The following is a 21,897-nucleotide window of genomic DNA, read 5'->3' as shown; positions in this document are numbered from 1 at the left end:
GTCCGTATTGAGATTCGTTGTCGGTGTCGGTCAGTGGCTGCTAGTGTGTGGCAAGCAGAGCGAACTGCATGCCACACGTCGGTGCATAAGCGAAAATCGCGTGAGCTGCGCGAAGAAGACCGGCTTATGAGAGGGTCGCCGGTCTGGCAGAGAAGAATCAATGGTATGTCCGATATGGTTTATGCGGTATATGCTGTCCAAACGCACAGATGTGATGTGCGGAAATTGCTTCGACGGATACCCCCTGCCTCCCTGTCTGTATTTCAGTGAGCGCTAACGGTATAATGCATAAACACTTACACAGTGTGCTGATGCTGCGCTGGGATTCTGCGAATCTCTTGTGTTTCGTGGGTTTTTGGCTTGGTGTCACGCTCCCCACAGTGATGCGGGTGCATATTGGGTTGGGCGGTGGAAGGAGCCGCCGCTGTTGTGTTCGATGGACGCAGCATCCAGCCTGATAACAATTTGATAACAATGGGGTCAAAGTAGGAGAGGCTCTCAACGTATGAGAACTATCGATAAAGGGAAAGGCGCGTGGCGCAAAGGTATTGCGGCGGTAGCTGCAATACCGATGGTGTTCACGCTCATGACTGCGGGAACGGCTGGGGCTGCAGAAGTGGACTCCAGCATTCAGCCGGCCACAAGTGATACTAACAAGGTGCTCGATCTCGGTTTCGACGGCAACCTGACCGACAACAGTGCCGCTGCAAACACCGTCACCGAATATAAGGGCACCGCCACCTATGTTGACGGCGTGGATGGCAAGGCCATTACGCTGAGCCAAGGCGCGCTCAGCCTTGGCGCAAGCCAGAAGCTCCAGCCGGAAAGCCTGTCGCTCTCGTTCTGGTGGAACCCCAGCAAGACGATGACCGGCGAGCAGATTCTGATGTGGGGCAAGGGCAAGTACAACGAAAACGGTTGGTACCTGAGTTCCAATTCTGATACTAAGCCGCTCGTGCTGTCGGTCGGCGTGGGCTCCGGCGGCTCCGGCTCCGGCCAGCCGCTCGAATTCAACCTGTCAGGCAAGCGCGCGGATGTCTTCCCTGTGAACACGTGGACCCATGTGATGGTCACGTTCGATGCCAAGACCAAGACCGCGAAGTTCTACATCAATGGTGAGGCGCAGACTGCTGCCTCTGATAACACCGCTTCTGCCGGCACCATCGTGGCCGACGACACCACCAAGTACATCGGCTGGAATGGTGCCCATGCTTCCGGTGGCCAGCTCACCGGTATGTTGGATGACGTGAAACTGTGGAATACCGTGGCCAACACCGCCGATGCGGAGCGTGAAGTCAAGGTCGGTGACAAGAGTTTTGACGCTACCACGCTGGCTCAGGCCGCGCTCGACAAGGTGAATATCGCTACTTCGGCAACCTCCAACCTGACCTTCAACACTGAAGCGGCCAATGGTGCAACGCTGACGTACGCTTCCGATAACGAAGCGGTTATCTCCAATGAGGGTGTCGTAACCCGTCCGGCTGTGGGCGAGGCCGATGGCACCGCAAAGATTACCGTCACTGCCTCCTACGGCTCCAAGGCCGTTTCCAAAACCGTGACCGTCACCGTGCCAGCGCAGACCGAAAACGGTGGTGGACACGACGTGCAATACCTTAAGAACTACCTCTCCGAGCAGGGCATGGAGAACGTCACCGTAGCCGACGAATACCTGCAGAACGCCGGTAAGAAGGAAGTCGAGTATCTGCTGAGCTTTGAGCCGGACCGTCTGCTGGTCGAGTTCCGTGCACAGGCCGGTCTCGACACCAAGGGCGCGAAGAACTACGGCGGTTGGGAGAACGGCCCGGACGAGAGCCGCAACCCTGACGGCAGCAGCAAACCGGGACGCTTCACCGGTCACTTCGTGGGTCACTGGATTTCCGCGGCCTCGCAGGCGCAGCGCTCCACCTTTGCCACGGCTGATCAGAAGGCCCAGCTCTCCGCAAACCTCACTGCTGTAGTCAAGGGCATCCGTGAGGCGCAGGAAGCCTATGCCAAGAAGGACACCGCCAACGCTGGTTTCTTCCCCGCATTCTCCGCGAGCGTGGTGCCGAACGGTGGCGGCGGCCTGATCGTGCCGTTCTACAACCTGCACAAGGTTGAGGCCGGCATGGTGCAGGCATACGACTACTCCACCGACGCTGAAACTCGCGAAACCGCCAAGGCCGCCGCGGTCGACTTCGCCAAGTGGGTTGTCAACTGGAAGTCCGCACACGCCTCCACCGACATGCTGCGCACTGAATACGGCGGCATGAATGACGCCCTCTATCAGGTCGCCGAAATCGCCGATGCATCCGACAAGCAGACCGTGCTCACGGCCGCGCACCTGTTCGATGAGACCGCGCTGTTCCAGAAGCTCGCCAATGGCCAGGATCCGCTCAACGGCTTGCACGCCAACACCACGATTCCGAAGCTCACCGGTGCCATGCAGCGATACGTGGCCTACACCGAGGATGAGGACCTGTACAACAGCCTTTCCGCCGACGAGCGAGGCAAGCTCACCAGCCTGTACCTGAAGGCTGCGCAGAACTTCTTCGATATCGTTGTGAAGGATCACACCTATGTGAACGGCGGCAACTCGCAGTCCGAGCACTTCCACGTGGCCGGTGAACTGTGGAAGGACGCCACCCAGAACGGCGACCAGAACGGCGGCTACCGCAACTTCTCCACCGTGGAGACCTGCAACGAGTACAACATGCTCAAGCTGGCCCGCATCCTGTTCCAGGTGACCAAGGATTCCAAGTACTCCGAGTACTACGAGCACACGTTCATCAACGCGATCGTGGCCTCCCAGAACCCGGAAACCGGTATGACCACGTACTTCCAGCCGATGAAGGCCGGCTACCCGAAGGTATTCGGCATCACCGGCACCGACTACGACGCCGACTGGTTCGGCGGCGCGATTGGCGAGTATTGGTGCTGCCAGGGTACCGGTATCGAGAACTTCGCCAAGCTCAACGATTCTTTCTACTTCACCGACGAGAACAATGTTTACGTGAATATGTTCTGGTCGTCCACCTACACGGACACACGCCACAACCTGACCATCACGCAGACCGCCAATGTGCCGAAAACCGAGGACGTCACGTTCGAAGTCTCCGGTACCGGTTCCGCGAACCTCAAGTTGCGCGTGCCGGACTGGGCCATCACCAATGGTGTGAAGCTCGTTGTTGACGGTACTGAGCAGGCTCTGACTAAGGACGAGAACGGTTGGGTGACGGTCGCCATCAAGGATGGCGCCAAGATTACCTACACCTTGCCCGCTAAGTTGCAGGCCATCGATGCCGCCGACAACAAGGATTGGGTCGCCTTCCAGTACGGCCCGGTCGTACTCGCCGGTGCGCTGACCGATACCAACTACAAGACGAACTACTCCTACGGTGGTGTCAAGGTGCGCGTGGCCAACTACGATTCCGAGGCCAACGCCAAGGCTGCGGTCATCCCGACCTCTGGCTCGGTCACTGACTGGCTCAAGGGCATCAAGGAGGACGCGTCCGAAGGCAGCAACCTCGTGCGTACCGACGATCCGAACACCGGCAACCGCGAAACCCTGAGCTTCAAGTTCGCCAATGTTGACGGTGACGCCGCCGACCTCACGCTCCAACCCTACTACTCCACGTACAAGACCACGTACGCGATCTACTGGGATATGGCCGAGGTCGATTCCGAAACCTACCAGAACAACATCTTCAAGAAGAAGACCGACGCTGCAACCCAGTCGATCATCATCGACGCGGTTGACGCCTTCGACAACGAGTTCCAGCAGGAGCTCGCTCACAACGCCGCTAAGTCCGACGACTCCAACGCCGGCACCTACGAGGACAAGCAGTACCGTGACGCCAAGGCCGACGGCTGGTTCAGCTACGATCTCAAGGTGAACACTGAGGCCGATGCCAAGAACTACCTGAGCGTCCAGTACCAGTCCGCCGATGCGGGCCGCACGTTCAGCATGATCGTGGATCCGACCCCGGTCGCCGACAACTCGAAGGGCGAGGTCTCCGCCAACGCGAAGACCTACACCGTCACGATCGAGAACAAGGGCTTGAAGGCCTTCTACTGGGATGTCCAGCAACTGCCCGCCGACCTGATTGCCGAGGCCAAGGACGGCAAGGTGCGCGTGCTGTTCAAGTCCACCGGCGGTCTCGTCGGCGGCGTATACGGCGTGCGCATGCAGAACGCTGCGGCGTTGTCTACCGATGCCTCGCTGAAGTCGCTTTCCTTCGACAAGGGCACTCTTGACCCGACCTTCGATGGTTCCAAGACCCAGTACACGCTCACCGTTCCGGCCGGTACTGAGTCCGTCGATGCCACCATCGGCGTGAAGGATGCCGGTGCCTACGTCAAGGTCGATGGCATCATCATCGATGACACCAAGGCCCGCACCATCGCGCTGACCGACGACGTGACCACTGTGGAAATCACTTCCTACGCGCAGGATCACAAGGCCGTGAAGCACTACTCGGTGCAGATCGTGCGTGGCGACGCCACTGTGCCCGCCGCCAGTGATCCGGTGCTTGAGTACACCTTCGACACGGACACCATCGTCAAGGACGGCACTATCGACAACACTGGTACCGCAGGCGACAAGCTCGACGGTAAGGTCGTGAACGATGGCGCATCGGCAAGCGACCATGCCGACAATGGCAAGGCGCTCACCCTGACCGGTGGTGACAAGGGCTCCGCGTCTCCGTACGTGCAGATTCCGGCCGGCCTGATTGATGCCAGCCAGAAGGACATCACCATTTCCGCCGACTACCAGTGGGACGGCAACAACACCTGCATCTACCCGTGGGCGTTGGGCAAGGACACCAAGGATTATTTGGTGAACATCGTCTCCTGTGGTTCCAATACACGAGTCGAGGCCTCGAAGTCCGGTACCCAGACTCAGCTTGCCGGTTCCACTCCGGCCAAGAACACGTGGGTTCACGTGGATGTGGTGGTTAAGGGCGGTAAGTCCATTGCCTACTACCTTGACGGCGAACTGATCAAGCAGGTCTCGACCACGCTGACCGCCGCCGACTTTGTTGGCACAAACAACATTGCCGGTTACCTCGGTAAGTCGTTCTATAACGACCCGTACTTCGGTGGTCAGATCGACAACTTCAAGGTATGGAACCGTGCCGTCACCGCCGCCGATCTCTTCAACCCGGACAAGGGTGACGAGCCGACTCCGACTCCGTCCAGCGATGCCACGCTGAAGTCCCTCACCGTGGCCGGTCAGACAGTTGACCTTGCGGCTGCCGCTACTGAGGACGGTGCTTCGCTGACCGTTGATGATCCGACCGCTGTTAAGGCTTCGGATGTGGTATTTGAGGCCAACGACTCCGGCGCCACTGCCAAGGTGAACGTCAATGACGGTGTGGTGACGGTCATCGTCACCGCCGCAGACGGCAAGACCACCGAGACCTACACGGTCAAGCTGGTCAAGAAGACTGTACCGGTCGAGTCCATCGCCATTTTCGGCGACGGTGTGGCTGAAGGCAAGTTGGCTCTGGAAACCGGCAAGTCCGTGAAGCTCACTGCTACTGTCACTCCGACGGATGCAGATGATGCTGCGGTCTCGTGGTCGGTCGAGGGCGATGCCGTGACCGTTGACAAGACCGGTCTCGTGAAGGCCGTCAAGGCTGGCACCGCAACAGTAACCGCGACCGCAGGCGGCAAGACCGCTTCCATCACCGTGACTGTTACCGACCCGGTCGTTCCTCCGGCACCTTCCGTTGATTCCGTCGCCATCACAGGTAGCGAGGTCAAGGACGGCAAGCTGGAGCTCAAGGTTGGCGGCGAAGCGACTCTCACCGCCGACGTGACGGTGACCGGTGATATCGCCAAGACCGTGACCTGGACCTCCTCCGACGAGAAGATCGCAACCGTGGATGCGAACGGCAACGTCAAGGCCGTGGCTGAAGGTAATGCAACTATTACCGCCACGTCTACCGAAGACGCCACCAAGTCCGCTTCCGTCGCGGTGACCGTCACCAAGAAGACCACCACCGAGCCAGAGCAGCCTGAGCAGCCGAGCAAGCCGGAGCAGCCCGCCCCGGCAGAGAAGGATCTGACTGACGCGAACCATGTGGACGACCTCATCACCGCCGAATCCATAAAGCCGGGTGCCAAGCTGACGTTGAACGTGGGCAAGGCATTCGCAGGCAAGACGGTGAACGTGTACGCCTTCTCCAACGGCAAGGCCGTGCTGGTCGCCTCCGGTGTGACCGTCTCCAAGGACGGCACTGTGGTGGTGACTGTGCCCGCCGACCTGAAGCTGGGCGCCACGAAGTTCGCTGTCCAGTTCGCTGACGATTCGCTGGTCTGGGACGCGGTCAACGTGGCCAAGCCCACCGCCGAACAGCCCAAGGCCGACGAAACCGCCAACACCGGTGCCGCCATCCTCGGCGCAGTAGCCCTCATGGCCCTCCTAGCCGCCGCTGGCGCTGCCCTCATCATCTGGCGCAAGCGTCAAATCTGACCCCAATTGCAAAAAACTCTCACTGACGCTTAGTCAGTGAGAGAAATTTGCAACGAGTGGCCTGATTTTGCAAAAAACTCTCGCTGGGCATCCCTCAGTGAGAGTTTTTTGCAATAGGGGGCTTATCGCTTCGCCTGAGTGATCTGGTAGGCGGCGAAGAGAATGGCGAGCCAGATCACGCCGGCGATAACGGCGACGCGGTAGCTGGCGGAGAAGCACATGAGCACCACCACCAGTGCCAAGAACGCCAACACCACCCACGGGGTCACCTTAGCGAACGGCAGCTTGAAGTGAATCGCGTCGAGCGCTTCCTTGCCGGACTTGCCTGCCAGTTCGGAATCCTCGGGAGCGCCGCCCGCGGCGACCACCTTACGGAACTTCATTTCGGTGAACATGATCATCGTCCAGTTGATGATGCCGGCGATGGTGGCAATCGACATCAGATAGTTGAACGCGAACTCAGGCCACACGAACACCACGACCACGGCGATGGCGGTGATCACGGCGGACGTCAGCACGCCGGCCACCGGCACGCCCTTAGCGTTGAGCTTGCCCAGATACGCGGGTGCATTGCCTTGTTTGGCCAGCGAATACAGCATGCGGGAGTTGGCGTACAGGCCGGAGTTGTAGACGCTCATCACAGCGGTCAGGCACACGAAGTTGAGGATGCCGGCGGCCGCGTGGATGCCCACGGAATCGAAGATTTGCACGAACGGGCTGGGAACATCGTCTCCGCCGATGGTGTTCCACGGTATTACGGCCATGATTACGCCGAGCGCGCCAATGTAGAACACGAGAATTCGCCAGATAATGTCATTGGTGGCGCGGGGAATCGTACGACGAGGGTCCTCGGTTTCGCCGGCGGTGATGCCGATGAGCTCGGTGCCGCCGAAGCTGAACATCACCACGACAAGCGCCATCAACAGGCCGGTCCAGGTGCCGTCCTTAGTCTGCTCCATGAGACCGTTCGGGAAGAAGCCCCCTTCCAAGGTGAACCAGTTGGCAAAGCTCGCTTTGATGCCGGATGCGGTGGGCAGAGCGAAGATGATGACGGCCAGGCCGCCGACGATCATGGCGATCACGGCCACAATCTTGATAATGGCGAACCAGAACTCGAACTCACCGAACTTGGAGACGCCCAGCAGGTTGGCGGCGCAGATAATCACCAAGAACACGGCCGCCGACACCCATGTCGGAATCGCCGGGAACCAGTAGTTTACGAATTTGCCCACCACGGACAGCTCAACCATCGAGACGAGGATGTAATTGAACCAGTAGTTCCAACCGGAGATGAAGCCGGCGCGCTTGGACCAGTAGCGAGTGGCGTAGTAGCTGAACGCGCCCGCCTTCGGATCCTCAACGGACATTTCGCTCAGCGCGCGCACGATCATGAAGATTGCGAAGCCGCCAACCAAGTAGGCGAGCAGAATCGAGGGGCCGGCCAGCGCGATGGATTCGCTGGAACCATAGAACAGGCCGGTTCCGATGGCGCCGCCCAGTGCAATCAGCTGGATATGACGGTTCTTCAGTGACTTGCGCAGCGTGGCCGGCACCGGCACGTCGTCGGTTTCGCGCGGCTTCTTAGGCGCATCAGCAGTACTCATTGTGCCCTTCTCTCACATTTCTTGGGTTTTGGCGCACGCGGGGCTTGCCGCGATGCGCAACGTTCGTTATTCTATGCCGCCGTATCGTCTCAGAAATGGTCAATCGTCTATTTGTGCGCTATCGCAAGCGCGGGCGTGGGCGCGGCCGGTGAGCAGGCGAAGCTATAGCGAGCGATGCTTATGAAACCGCACGCTTCACTGAGTTCACTGAATTCACCGTGTTCACTGCGTGGCAGGCATACACATGGTGAAGATGGTGTGGGACACCGATTCGGGAGAGGCCGCGAGATCGGTGGCGAGCCAATATTGCAAAAGCCCAATGCTGCCGGACACGGCGAATCGCATACGCATCTGCGCCTCGGCTGGGTAACCCGCCGAAGATTGCAACTGTTCGCCTACGCCGCGCTGGCTGTAAATCAATCCCAGCAGCTGCTGCTGGAAGCCGATATCCGCTTTCGGGCTCATCAATACCTGCAGATGCTTGCGATTGTCGGCAATGTACTGGCAGATGCGCTCAATAACATGCTCGATGCCGGCAGAATCTGGCTGGGCGAGTAGCTGTTCGAGTGCGGTGGTGACCCAGGCCATGGTTTCGTCTTCAATGTCGTGCAGCAGTTCCTCGATGCTCGCATAATGCGCGTAAAACGTGGAACGATTCACATCGGCCCGCTCGCACAACGCTTTAACGGTGATGGAGCCGAGCGGCTGATTGCGCAGCAACTCGATAAGCGCGTCCTGCATGGCACGTCTCGTGTAGCGGGTGCGGCGGCTTTCCGTCAATTCTTTGGCCATGGCCTTCTCCCCAAATTCCGACAACCCACAATCCAACTGTTGGTTGCAGAACCGACACAGTGTTGTTTTACTTGAGTATAGCAGGAAGTTTTGGCGGGGCCTATGGGGCTAGGTGGCTGCCACGAGCGCGTTGGAGGTGTGCGATGGCGTATATCGAATTCGACCATGTGGTCAAGGAATATCCTTCTGGTAGCAGTGTGATTCGCGCGCTCGACGAGGCCAGCTTTACCGCCGAACAAGGCGAATTAAGCGTGATTCTGGGACAGTCCGGTGCCGGCAAAACCACGGCATTGAACATTCTGGGCGGCATGGATACCGCCACAACCGGCCGCGTAGTGGTCGGCGGGCGCGATATTACGGGCCTGCGGAAAAAGGGACTGGTGACCTACCGGCGCAACGACATCGGCTTCGTTTTCCAGTTCTACAATCTTGTGCCGAACCTTACCGCGCTGGAAAACGTGGAGCTTGCCTCACAGATTTGCCCCGACCATTTCGACCCGGTGGAAACCTTGTACAAGGTCGGGTTGGGGGAGCGCATGGGGAACTTCCCAGCGCAACTGTCCGGCGGCGAACAACAGCGTGTATCCATCGCCCGCGCGATTGCCAAAAAGCCGAAGCTGCTGTTGTGCGATGAGCCGACCGGTGCGCTCGATTACGAGACCGGCAAGGAAGTGCTGCAGTTGCTGCAGGATATTTGCCAAACACAAGGCATGACCGTAATGATCATCACGCATAATTCCGCGCTTGCACCGATGGCTCACAAAGTGATTCGCTTCCGCTCCGGCAAGGTGACCAGCGAGGAGGTCAACGCAACGCCGCGGCCCATCGCCGATATCGAATGGTAGGTGATTGGCGATGCTCACTGCAAGACACTCTGTGAAACGCCCCGTGAAACAAGCGAGGCGATTCGTGAAACAACCTGTGAAACATTCTGTGAAACGGCGGAACCTCGACGATAGCGGCGGTCGAGGAGCGGGCGTTTCTGCGGTATTTGCCAAAGATACGTTGCGTTGCTGGCTGCGCAGCTGGAAGAGGTTCGTCTCGATCGCCGTCATTACGCTGCTTGGCGTGGCCGTGCTGACCGGCATCTACGCCGGATGCCGCGATGCTTTTCTGGCGGCCGGTCGTTTTTACGATCAGCAGGGACTGCATGACCTGCAGGTGCTATCCACATACGGCCTGACCGGTGATGATGCAGCGGCACTGCGCCGAATCGACGGTGTGCAAACCGTGCAGCCCGAACGTTCTCAGACGGTGACCACGTTGGTGGACGGCACCAAGAAAACCGTGACCATGCAGGAAATCGGTACCGAAGGGCTTGATCAGCCGTACATACGGCAGGGCAAACTGCCGAACAAGGCCGGCGAAGTGGCGGTTACGCAGCAATTCCTGAACGATAGCGGACTCAAGATTGGCGGCACCATTACTGTGACGCCACAAGACACCTCTTCATCCGTCATATCGGTAGCGGCCACGGAGACTGACGATTCCAATAATGCCGATACGGTAGGTGTCGCCGCCAATGCCTCGGCATCCGATGCGAAGTCCGCCGCCAATACGGACGCCGACGCCGAGCAATCCCCGCAGTTCCCCACGAAACTCACCATCACCGGCGTCGTACTCGACCCGCGCGACCTCAACAATCCAGACGGCTATTCGGGCATGACCTCCTTCCGGTCCACCTCATCCGAGGACTATACGTTCTTTGCACCCAGCGACGGCGTGACCGGCAATATATACACTGCGATATCGGTTGCCGTCACTGGTGCGTCCGATTTTGACACGTTTTCCGATGCCTACGATGAAGCCGTCAAAACCGTGGCCGACCGTATCGAACATCAGATACAGACCACACGCCAGAAAGCCCGTCGTCAACAGATCGTCTCCAGCGCGCAGCGCAAACTGGATGATGCCAAAGACGAGGCCAACGAGCAGCTGGACGAAGCCCAGAAGCAGATCGACGACAACTGGGCCGAGCTGGAAGCCAACAAAACGACATTGCAAGATAGCCGTACCGAATTGGAGAACAACAGGACAACCATTACCGATGGCGAACGGCAGCTCGCCGATGGACGTGCGCAGATTGCATCGGCCCGTCAACAGATCGCGCAAGGTCGCCAGCAGATAGCCGAAGCGCGCACCCAGCTCGAATCGGGCAAAGCGCAGCTCACCTCGGCTCGCAAACAGCTCGATGCGGCGCAAACGGAACTGACTGCCAATCGCACGAAAATCGAACAGGGCATTACCCAAATCGACCAAGGCATGGCGCAAATTGATCAGATGCTGTCCATGATTCAACAGGCCGACAATCTACTGGCGCAACTTGACCCGAATATCGACCTCAACTCACCCACATGGCAGGCCATCAAGCAACTGCTCGCGCGCCTTGGCATTACCCTGCCTGAAGTGCCGTCAATCAGCGATCTGCGGCAACAGCTGACCGCCAAGCAAACGGAACTGCAAACGCAGCGAGACAGTCTGGCCCAGCAGAAAGCCGATTTGCAGCGCACATTAAACGAAACCATTGCCCCCGCACAATCCACCTTGGACCAGCAGAACGCGCAACTGACCGCCAAGGAACAGGAAGCGGCTGCAGGAGAGGCACAGCTCAATACCAAATCCGCGGAACTCGAAGCGAATGCCGCAACCCTCGAAACCCAGTCGGCGCAACTTGAAGCGCAGGCCGCCCAACTGGCCAGCGGCAAGCGGCAGCTTGAAGAAGGCGAGCGGCAGCTGGAAGAAGGCGAACAACAGCTCGCGGACGGCAAGGCGAAACTGGATGATGCGCAGTCTGCACTCGATGCGATGCGAAGCGAAGCGGAAAGCGAATTCGCCAAGCAGCAACGGCGCATCGACGATGTGGCCAACGCACGTTGGTATGTGCAGACGCGCGCTTCGATCGACGGATTCAGCTCGCTCAAATCAGATGTCAGTTCCATCGAATCCATCGGCCGCGCATTCCCGATTGTGTTCCTGCTGGTCGCCGTGCTCATGAGCCTGACCACCATGACCCGCATGGTCGAGGAAGATCGCGGACTTATCGGCACCTACCTTGGACTCGGCTATGGCGGACTCGCCGTGTCCAGCCGGTATCTGCTGTTCGCGTTGCTCGCCTGCTTGGTCGGCGGCGGCATCGGTCTGCTGGTCGGATTCCTCGGCATCCCGGCATTCCTGATGGTGGTGATTGAGGGACTGTATATATTGCCCGGTGTGCGACTTGAATACGACTGGCTGTACGGCTCGGCCGGCATCGTGCTGTTCGTGGTCGGTGTGGGCGTGGTCACCGCGCTCGCCTGCCGCGAGGAGATACGGCACACGCCCGCCGCGCTGATGCGCCCGAAGGCGCCGAAGGCGGGCGCTCGCATATTGTTGGAGCGGATTCGCCCGGTATGGAGCCGGCTGAACTTCCTCGGCAAAGTCACTGCGCGCAATATCTTCCGATTCAAGTCGCGTTTGATTATGACCGTGGGCGGCGTGGCTGGTTGCACAGCGCTGATTATCTGCGGATTTGCGATTAACGACACCGTCGACACGACTGGCGTCAAGCAATATGAGCAGATCTACCAGTATGACTTGATGGTGGTGGCCAATGACGATGACGCCGCCGCGATGCGCAAGCAGGTGGCACAAGATGGCCGGGCCACCGAAACGCTGAATCTGCGCGTGGATAGCGGCGAGATGAGCAATGCGGCGCAGGAAAGCGAAACCGTGCAGCTGATGACGGTGCCCAACAATTCGTTGAACAAACTGAACGACATGGTCACGCTGGAAGAGGCCGGTGACGATGGGTGGTTCGAGCTGCCCAATATCTTCGGCAAAGCGGGTGGCGGCACTGTAGCGCTGGACGATAGTGGTGTGATTGTGGCGAAGTCCGCAGCCAATTCGTTGGATATTCATGCGGGCGACACCGTCACGTTGAGCAATGGCGGCAGCGGGCGGGCCAAGGTGAAGGTTGCGGCGGTGACGCGCAACCTCATCGGCTCTGATGTGTACATCAGTGAGCGACTGTACGACCAGAAGTTTGCGGCCGACGGTGTGACGTCTTCGGCTTCGGGAGATGGCACTGCCTCGACCTTGACGTGGAACGCGATGCTCGCCAAGCTGAAAGGTTCCGAGACCGAACAGGCCGAATATGCGGATCGGTTGGGCGAGGAATCGTCGGTGCTCAAGGCCGTGAGCTGTGCGCATCTGGCCGCCACGTTTAAGTTCGATTTGATGGGTGCCGTGGTGGCGCTGATTGTGGGGCTCGCCGGCGGCCTGGCGCTGGTGGTGCTGTTTACGTTGGCCAATACGAACGTGTCCGAACGCATCCGCGAGATGGCCACACTGAAGGTGCTGGGCTTCTATGACCGCGAGGTGCACAACTACGTGAACCGCGAGATGATGATATTGACCGGTATGGGTGTGGTGGTTGGTCTGCCGCTTGGCAGGTGGATAGGCGGATTACTGACTGCTGCGTTGAATATGCCGTCGCTGTATTTCGAAGTGGAAGTGCACTGGCACAGCTATGCGATTGCCGTGGTGGCGACGCTGGCGTTCGCGCTGCTGGTGCAGCTGTTCACCAACCCAGTGCTCGATCGCGTAGACCCGGTCAGCTCGCTCAAGTCCGTGGAATAGAGGTAGAAGTTCAATTTGGTGTTGATGAATTGAACTTTTTGGCGGAATATTTACAGTATCATCGCATGTATTCTTGAGCTGAGCGGTTTTCGTGACATATTTCGGTGATACAGTTTGAACTTGTTTTGAACGAGTATCGCGTCTGGTGCGTAACAATCGGGCGGCAGAGAAGAGAAATGAAATCAGTATGGCCGATACGAATGTGAATGGTGGTACACAGCAGGCTACGGGCAAACTCAAGTCTGTCGAAAGCCTGGACCAGACCAACGAGATGGAGCGTGGCCTGAGCAATCGCCACGTACAGTTCATCGCCATTGGCGGCACCATCGGCACCGGCCTGTTCCTGGGCTCGGGTAAGTCAATCTCGCTAACCGGCCCCTCGATCATCTTCGTGTACATTCTGGTCGGTGTCATCATGTTCTTCCTGATGCGCGCCATCGGCGAAATGATGTACCGTGACCCCAGCCAGCACACCTTCATCAATTTCATCACCCGTTACCTTGGCAACGGGTGGGGGCATTTCGCCGGCTGGACGTATTGGGCCGCGCTCGTGCTGCTGGGCATGACCGAGATCACGGCCGTCTCCACGTACTTCATCACCTTCTTCGACACGTTCGGCATCGACCTGACCCATTGGAAATGGCTGATCGAGCTGTGTTTCCTGGTGTCGCTGGTCTCCATCAACCTGATTGCCGTCAAGGTGTTCGGCGAGGTGGAATTCTGGTTCTCGATGATCAAGATCACGCTGATTTGCGCGATGATCGCCACCGCCGTGGTCATGATCGTGATCGGCTACCATTACCCAGCCGTGCAGATTCACGGCGTGGACCACGTGAGCCCGGCCGGCCACGCCGGATTCGACAACCTGTTCGCCAACTTCTCGTTCGCGCCGAACGGTTGGATGGCCTTCCTCATGAGCTTCCAGATGGTGTTCTTCGCCTACGAGATGATTGAATTCGTGGGCGTCACCGTCTCCGAGACCAAGAATCCGCGCAAGGTGCTGCCCAAGGCCATCAACGAGATTATCGTGCGCGTGCTCATCTTCTATGTGGGCGCACTGGTGGCCATCATGTGCATCGTGCCGTGGACCTCGTTCAAGCCGAACGAGGACGGCTCCTTTGCCTCCCCGTTCATTATGGTGTTCCAGTACGCCGGGCTGAATTGGGCGTCCGCGCTGGTGTTCTTCGTGGTGATCACCGCCGCATCTTCCGCGCTGAACTCGCTGCTGTACTCGGCTGGCCGCCACCTGTACCAGCTGTCCGAGGTGTCGCCGAACCCGATGCTGAACAAGCTCGGCAAGGTGTCCGATCGCAAGGTGCCGGCCCGCGCCATCCTGGTGTCCGCGGCGCTGATACTGCTGTCGCCGATCGTCAACGCCATCCCCGGTGTGTCCGGAGCGTTCGTGCTGTTCTCGTCCGCCAGCTCCGCGGTGTTCCTGTTCATCTACATCCTGACGCTGCTGGCGCATCGCAGGTACCGCCGTTCCGCTGATTTCATTCCGGACGGGTTCGTCATGCCCGCGTGGAAGGTGCTCAATACGGTGGCAATCGTGTTCTTCGTGTTCATCTACCTGACGTTGTTCCTTGCGGACGATACGCGCAATTCCGCGATTGCCGGCCTGGTGTGGCTTGTGGGCTTCGGTGGATTCTCTATGCTGCGCGAACGCTACCGTAGCCGCGATTTGAAGGCCGCACTGGAACACAAGGAGTGATTGGACGGGCTGATTGGCTGGCGGCTATTGGTTGGGTGGCTGTTGGCTGTTGGCGGCTGACTGGCTAGCGGCCGATAGCCAATGACTGGGCTGATCGTCAGCCAATCGGCTGCCTATAGGTCTCATTGATACATTCGGTCATCCGATTAGTGCATTTGTGCGGACAATTAGTGCATTCGATCATCGGATTAGTACATCAGTGTGCAATTATTAGTACAATTAGCCGCCTAATTAGTACATTAGGACATAAAACAATGTCCTAATGTACTAATTAGATGCTAAAATACGATAAGTGCCATGTCCTAATGTATGAATTATCGCTATGAAGGGCGGAATGCGATGACGCAGGATGAACTTATGCAAGTGCTGCAGGCCGGTGAATCATCTATGGTCGAGTTCAAGCGCTGCAGCGAATTGCCTCATACGGATACTTTTGAGACTGTATGCTCATTCGCCAATCGTTCTGGTGGCAGCATTTATCTTGGCGTTGACGATGACGGTCAAGTGCTCGGCGTCGATTCTAAGCGCGTTAGTGAGATAGAGCGCAACGTTGTCAACGTAGTGTCTAATCGTAAGATGTTCGAACCGGCTCCAATGGTGGAAACGGAACATATCGAGTACGACGAACGGATTATTGTTCGTATTTGGGTAGCTCCGAGTTCTTCGGTTGTGCGGTTCAAGGGCGCAGTGTTTGATCGCATTGCTGATGTGGATACACACATCGAAAGCGATATCCAGATTAGTCAAATGTATATTCGCAAGCAGAACTACTATTCCGAACGGCGAATTTTCCGTTACGTGACTCCGTTTGATTTGCGTCCTGAGCTGATTGCGCGAATGCGGCAGCTGGCGGTCGCTCAGCGAGCTGGGCACCCTTGGGGAACCATGTCTGACGAAGAACTGTTCCGCAGCGCCAAGCTATACGATCGTGATTACACGACCGGCGAAGAGGGCTTTAATCTTGCTGCAGTGCTGCTCTTGGGCAAGGATGAAGTCATTTCCTCGGTTTGCCCAGCGTATATTACTGATGCCGTGGTTCGGCGAGACAATATTGACCGATACGATGACCGACTTATGGTGCGGACCAACTTGTTCGATTCGTACGAGCAACTCCGTGAATTTACTGAGCGGAATCTGCCTGACCGCTTTGTGTTAAAGGGCGATAAGCGAGTGAGCCCGCGTACGATGATCGCCCGTGAATTGGTGGCAAACAGCCTCATGCATCGGGAGTATTCCAGTCCGGTGGTGGCGCGTGTCACCATTGATAATGAATCCATCCGGACGGTTAATGCTTCGCGCTCATTCTTTGAAGGTCGAATGAAGCTGGGCGAGTTCACGCCAATGCCAAAGAATCCGATTATCGCTAATGTGTTTGTGCAGACCGGCATAGCCGAGCAGCTGGGTAGCGGACTGCGGAATCTGATAAGAGCGTCCCGGCAATATACTGAGCGAGAGCCTGAGTTCCGCGATGGTGACATATTCGAGGCGACGATTCCTATTGTTCCTGCGCTGAAGACCGTGGATGGTTCTGGTTTTGCTAGCGTGAGATCTGTAGTTGAGAAAGATGCCGAAGAGGGTGCGAGGCTCATTGGCGGGGAACGTGTGGATGGTAAGAAAGCAGATGCAACCGCATCGGGTGAAATTGATTCGCGGGCAGCGATGCTGTCGGCGATGAATCGACGCTTGACAGAGGTTGACTATGTGACTGTACCTGAACTCGCCAAGATAACAGAGCTCGATAACAGAACAGTCCGCAAATTCCTAAACGGTTTAGTTGCGCAAGGAAAGCTGATTGCTGAAGGCAACACGCGTGGTCGGCGTTATCGGAAGGGATAGCGGGCGCGATATCTCGATGCAGTGGGATTCACTTAAGGGCTACGGCAAATATGATTCGTAGCGATTGGGCCAGCGCAATTCGAATGGCTCATGACTTTGTGCGTCGTTTGTGGTCTCTGAAGTTGTTTGCTGGGTGACGGTTTTGTGATAAAATCGCTCATATCAAAATGTTTGCGTAAACATTTTGGCTGCGCCGAAAGAAGGAGTCGACGTAGGTCATGTATCAGGCAAAGAGGCCGGCTCAGTGAAGCAAAGGCCGATTTTTCCGGTATAAGGCGGACAGCAGGAACACTAAGGAGACCAATGAGGGTACTGAGCAAATCGCTTGCTGCAATGGTTGCGGCGGCAACACTAGTGGGAGGAGGGGCGTTTGCGGTTGCCGGCACTGCGTATGCGGCTGATAACGATGCCATTACCGTGACCCCGAACCCGTGGTATGCCAACAGTTTCGATGGCTGGGGCACCTCGCTGGCTTGGTTCGCCAACGCCACCGGCAGCCTCGGCGAGGAATCGGCCATCACCACCAATCTCGGCGATGACGCTTCCAAGGCTAAGGCTGTGGAATACGGCAAGCAGCTGCGCGAACAGTTCTACCAGTCCATCTTCGGTGATGAAGGACTGGACCTGAACATGGCCCGCTACAACGTGGGCGGCGGCAATGCCTCCGATGTTGCCTACGGCTACCCATTCATGCGCCAAGGCGCTGCCGTGCCTGGCACGTGGAAAGATGACGCCACCGGCTCCGGCACGTATGGCAATGGCGTAACCACCAAGCAGGCCGACAAAGACAAGCTGGCTGCGGCATTCGACCCGACTGACGACAACCAGTATGACTTCTCCAAGTCCGCCGCCCAAGACTGGTGGATTGAGCGCGGTGCCACCGGCGATAACCCCGACATCACCGATGTAGAGGCCTTCGCCAACTCCGCTCCGTGGTTCCTGACCAACAGCGGTTACGCCACTGGTGGACGCAACTCCGGTAGCAATAATCTTGCAAACCCTGAGAAATTCGCTCAGTACATGGCCAAGAACGTCGAGCACCTCGAAAGCCTTGGCGCAAACGTTGACACGGTCGAGCCGTTCAACGAGTCCGAGACCAGTTACTGGGGCACTCCGGGCGACATGGCTTCGAAGTACACCGATGAGAGCGATGACAACACCAAGCTCATTAACAACTACTGGGATAAGTACTACTCCGACAAAGATAGGTCCGTCACCCCATACTCCAACGCGCTGAAGAAGCCGCAGGAGGGTATGCATGTCAGCAACGCCCAGCAGCAGCAGACGATTACCGCACTCGCTGAGGCGCTCAAGGACAATGATGACACCATCATCGCAGCCACCGATGCCACGAACTCCGCCGACTTCGTCAAGTCGTACAACCAGTACCCGCAGGCGATCAAGGACCTTATCGGCCAGTACAACGTTCACGCCTACTCCGACAGCAACCAGATGCAGTCGCGCGATATCGCTCAGGCAGACGGCAAGAAGCTGTCGATGAGCGAGGTGGACGGCTCCTGGCAGTCCGGCTCCTACAACCCGTACGGTTTCGACAACGCGCTGGGCATGATGAGCAAGATCAGCTCCAACGTCACCCGCCTGCAGTCCAAGGACTTCACCTTCTGGCAGGTGGTCGAGGACCTCTACAACATGCAGATGGGCTCGAATGTGAATCCGGCCGGTGAGAACACCAACTGGGGCACCGTGCTCATCGACTTCGACTGCACCGTGGCTGGCATGGACGGCAAGCTCTACTCCGAGCGCCGCGTGAACAACAACGGCGGTACCACCGATGGACTTGAACCGTGCACGGTTATTGCAAACGCCAAGTACAACGGCGTCAAGGCCATCACCCACTTCATCCACGCGGGCGACAAGGTCATCGCCAACAACGATGAAGACAACAACATGACTGCCACCTCCGACGATGGCAAGACGCAGACCGTCATCCACCGCAACTCCGGCACCTCTGACCAGACCTTCGTCATCGACCTGTCGAAGTACGGCGAGATTGCCGACAACGCTTACGGTGAGCTCTACCTGACCACCGAAACCTCTGCCGAAGACAAGAACGCGGGTGTCGATTCCGCCACTCCGGAAGTCTTCGCCAAGACCAGCAACGTCAAGCAAGCTGAAGGCTCTGTGATGATTGACAAGGCTGCCAAGACCGCTACGGTCACTGTGCCCGCCCGTTCTATCGCCTCCATCCAGCTCACTGGCGTGACCGGCTACGCTAAGGATGCTGCCGTCGAGACCGGCGACACTTACCAGCTCGTTGGTAAGCAGTCCGGCAAGGCCGTGGCTGATACCACTTCTGGTGATTCCGCGCTGTCCCTGGCCAACGTCGCTTCCGATGCCGAGAACGCCAAGAAGCAGACTTGGACCTTTACCCAGATCGAGCAGCCCACCGACTCCGAGCGCCCTGATCTCAAGGCTTATGTGATTACTAACGCCGAAGGCAAGGTGCTGGTGTCCAAGGATGGCACGAACGCGCTTTCCAACGAAACGGTTGGGGCCGCTAAATCCGACCCGGCTGCCAAGTGGATTCTCAACACTTCCGATGGTTCGACCTACCAGCTGCTCAATGCCGCGACTAAGACGAACCTTGATGTGGATAACTCTGGTACCACAGTCGGCACGAAGGTTGGCTTGTGGCAGTCACCGAGCGGCACTTCGCCGTCCGCCAACCAGACATGGACTCTGCGCAATGTAACGCCGACCAGCCAGAAGACCGTGAACGTGCAGACCGCCGTTAACGAGAAGGCCGTGCTTCCGGTCGAAGTCACGCTCTACTACACTTGGGGCGAAGGCAAGGCCACGGTTGCCAACTGGGATACTTCCAAGGTCGATGTGGCCAAGGAAGGCGCCTACGAAGCCACCGCTACCGCCACCGATGTGTACGGCAACGAGTTCAACGTCACCGCTACGGTCTACGTTGGCGCGCTCACCGTTTCCGATCCGGTATCGGCTACAGTGCTGGCCGGCACCAGTGCGAGCGAGGCGAAGGCCGCGCTTGAGGCTGCGCCGGTGTACCTACACGTCAAGGCATCGCCTGCATTCGAGGGCGATGCGGCTAAGGTTACGTGGAACTTCGATGGGCTTGATACCAAGCTCGCCGATGCCAAGGCTGGCGACAACATTGCCGTGACCGGTACTTACCAGCTGGACGACGCGACCACGATTGCACTGAAGGGCGCGATCTATGTCACCGCCGCCACGCCTGAGAATGTGGCCGACACTGCTTCCAACCTGACCGTGACCAACCAGCAGACGGAATACAGCAAGGGCGATCAGTGGAAGAAGCTCACCGATGGTGACACGTCAGCTGAAGCCTGGGTGACGTGGAACTCTGCTGGTGACTATTCCGCCAGCCCGACCGCCACGATTGACTTCGGCTCTGAGTGTGAGCTTAGCAGCGTGACCATTACGTATGGTGACAAGGCTCCGGCTTCCGCCAAGGCCGAGTACACCACTGATGGCGAGACGTGGATGCAATTCGGTAGCGATGTTAAGCCTGCCGCAGGCCAGACGGTGACGTTCAAGGCCGATAAGGGCACAGTGAATGCCACGAAGATGCGCATTGTGAACACCGTGAACAACGACTACATGAACGCCACCGAAATTCAGGCATTCGTGACGCCGGTTCAGGGTGCTGCGAAGAACATCGCCGCGGCCTCTGGCACGAACTTCTCGGTGAACTTCCAGGAGGGTGCCTCCGCTTCCAAGGCCATCGATGGTGACACTACGTCAAAGGGTTGGTCCACTTGGGCTTCCACCGCCTCGACGGTGGACCCGGTCGCCACGTTCACCTTCGACGAAGCTCAGACCATCACCGAAGTGAAGACCTTCTTCTACTACGATGGTCGTGCGTCTTGGCCGAAGAGCCAGACGCTGGAATACCAGGATGAGGCTGGCGAATGGCATGGAGTCGGTACCAAGGATGGCTGGAAGATACAGGCCGGCGATGCCGGCTCTGGCTCCGACGGCATCACCGCCGCCGACACCCCGACCGTTGACTTCGTGCTCGGCACCCCGGTAAAGGCCAAGGCCATCCGCCTGACTAACACATTGCAGGACACCAAGGTGTACATCAACGTGGCTGAGATCCAGGTGTTCGCACAAGACAGCACGGTACTCACCCCGCAGCCAGCATCCGATGCCACGCTGGGCGACCTGCGTCTTGACGGCGAAACCGTTGAAGGCTTCGACCCGTCCAAGACCGACTACACGGTTGATCTGCCGGTCGACGCCGAGGCAAACCCGGTGCTGCAGGCCTTCGCCACCGACAATGCCGCCGCCGTCAAGGTGACTGGCGACGCGGTTGAGAACGGCAAGCTTGGCGGCAAGGCCGCCATTACGGTGACCTCAGCCGACGAGTCTGAGACGAAGACCTACACGGTGACCTTCAACGCCTTCACTTTGGCTTCGCTCAAGGTGATCGGACCCACGAAGACCGAGTACGCCATCGGCGACAAGCTCGATACCGCCGGTCTGAAGGTGACTGCCGTCTACCAGAGTGGCGACAAGACCAAGGAAGTGCCGGTCGCTCTTGACGACCCGCAGCTTGCGATTGGCTCGTTCGACTCCACCACCGCAGGCAAGAAGGCGATTACCGTCTCCTACCGTGGTGTGACCGCGACCTTCAACGTCACGGTCAAGGCCAACGCAGTCGCCCCTGGCCCTGAAGAACAGAAGCCCGGCAACACCAACAAGCCCGGTGCCACCGGCAACGGCAACAAGAACACGGTGGCCAACACCGGTTCCAGTGTTGCCGCCATCGCTGGCGCTGTCGCTCTGCTGGCCGCTGCCGCGGGTGCACTGTTCATGCTGCGCAAGCGTGCATAGCACCCTCGCGCAGTAATGGGTGAAGGAACAAG

Annotated in this window: 8 protein-coding genes; 6 read left to right on the top strand and 2 right to left on the bottom strand. The window is 58.2% G+C overall.

Annotated features, from left to right (window positions below; translation table 11 throughout):
- The first annotated feature begins 505 nt into the window (after positions 1-505).
- Positions 506-6,460 (top strand): beta-1,3-specific beta-L-arabinofuranosidase, encoded by a 5,955-nt coding sequence (locus BLLJ_RS09540; RefSeq protein ID WP_013583006.1) that lies wholly within the window; start codon positions 506-508, stop codon positions 6,458-6,460.
- Between the two features lie 122 nt (positions 6,461-6,582).
- Here the strand turns inward: BLLJ_RS09540 and BLLJ_RS09535 are convergent, their stop codons facing one another.
- Together BLLJ_RS09535 and BLLJ_RS09530 are read right to left on the bottom strand one after the other, a co-directional pair.
- Positions 6,583-8,064 (bottom strand): amino acid permease, encoded by a 1,482-nt coding sequence (locus BLLJ_RS09535; RefSeq protein ID WP_007057459.1) that lies wholly within the window; start codon positions 8,062-8,064, stop codon positions 6,583-6,585.
- Positions 8,065-8,286: 222 nt separating this feature from the next.
- Entirely contained in the window at positions 8,287-8,856 is a 570-nt protein-coding gene (locus tag BLLJ_RS09530) for a TetR/AcrR family transcriptional regulator (protein ID WP_007057465.1), read from the bottom strand.
- Positions 8,857-8,999: 143 nt separating this feature from the next.
- Between BLLJ_RS09530 and BLLJ_RS09525 the strand changes: the two genes are divergently transcribed.
- The 5 genes from BLLJ_RS09525 to BLLJ_RS09505 all read left to right on the top strand — a co-directional run bounded on the left by BLLJ_RS09525 (position 9,000) and on the right by BLLJ_RS09505 (position 21,865).
- A complete protein-coding gene (locus BLLJ_RS09525; RefSeq protein WP_013583005.1) occupies positions 9,000-9,701 on the top strand; it encodes an ABC transporter ATP-binding protein in 702 nt (233 codons plus the stop codon).
- A gap of 88 nt (positions 9,702-9,789) precedes the next feature.
- A complete protein-coding gene (locus BLLJ_RS09520) occupies positions 9,790-13,473 on the top strand; it encodes an FtsX-like permease family protein (RefSeq protein WP_032740909.1) in 3,684 nt (1,227 codons plus the stop codon).
- A 187-nt stretch (positions 13,474-13,660) separates the two neighbouring features.
- Positions 13,661-15,184, top strand: a complete 1,524-nt coding sequence (locus BLLJ_RS09515) for an amino acid permease (RefSeq protein WP_013583003.1) — start codon at positions 13,661-13,663, stop codon at positions 15,182-15,184.
- A gap of 339 nt (positions 15,185-15,523) precedes the next feature.
- Positions 15,524-17,020, top strand: a complete 1,497-nt coding sequence (locus tag BLLJ_RS09510) for an RNA-binding domain-containing protein (RefSeq protein WP_007052945.1) — start codon at positions 15,524-15,526, stop codon at positions 17,018-17,020.
- A gap of 303 nt (positions 17,021-17,323) precedes the next feature.
- Positions 17,324-21,865: an exo-beta-1,6-galactobiohydrolase gene (locus BLLJ_RS09505; RefSeq protein WP_013583001.1), complete on the top strand. Its 4,542-nt coding sequence runs from the start codon at positions 17,324-17,326 to the stop codon at positions 21,863-21,865.
- Positions 21,866-21,897: the final 32 nt, after the last annotated feature.

It is taken from the genome of Bifidobacterium longum subsp. longum JCM 1217 (assembly GCF_000196555.1).
Taxonomy (GTDB): domain Bacteria; phylum Actinomycetota; class Actinomycetes; order Actinomycetales; family Bifidobacteriaceae; genus Bifidobacterium; species Bifidobacterium longum.
The sequence above is the reverse complement of the archived record's forward strand: the minus strand, read 5'-3'. Positions and strand labels throughout refer to the sequence as shown.

Excerpts from the sequence above, each read along its gene's own strand:
- BLLJ_RS09525 (WP_013583005.1), top strand. The coding sequence starts at position 9,000 with ATGGCGTATATCGAATTCGACCATGTGGTCAAGGAATATCCTTCTGGT.
- BLLJ_RS09535 (WP_007057459.1), bottom strand. The coding sequence starts at position 8,064 with ATGAGTACTGCTGATGCGCCTAAGAAGCCGCGCGAAACCGACGACGTG.
- BLLJ_RS09540 (WP_013583006.1), top strand. The coding sequence starts at position 506 with ATGAGAACTATCGATAAAGGGAAAGGCGCGTGGCGCAAAGGTATTGCG.
- BLLJ_RS09530 (WP_007057465.1), bottom strand. The coding sequence starts at position 8,856 with ATGGCCAAAGAATTGACGGAAAGCCGCCGCACCCGCTACACGAGACGT.
- BLLJ_RS09515 (WP_013583003.1), top strand. The coding sequence starts at position 13,661 with ATGGCCGATACGAATGTGAATGGTGGTACACAGCAGGCTACGGGCAAA.
- BLLJ_RS09510 (WP_007052945.1), top strand. The coding sequence starts at position 15,524 with ATGACGCAGGATGAACTTATGCAAGTGCTGCAGGCCGGTGAATCATCT.
- BLLJ_RS09505 (WP_013583001.1), top strand. The coding sequence starts at position 17,324 with ATGAGGGTACTGAGCAAATCGCTTGCTGCAATGGTTGCGGCGGCAACA.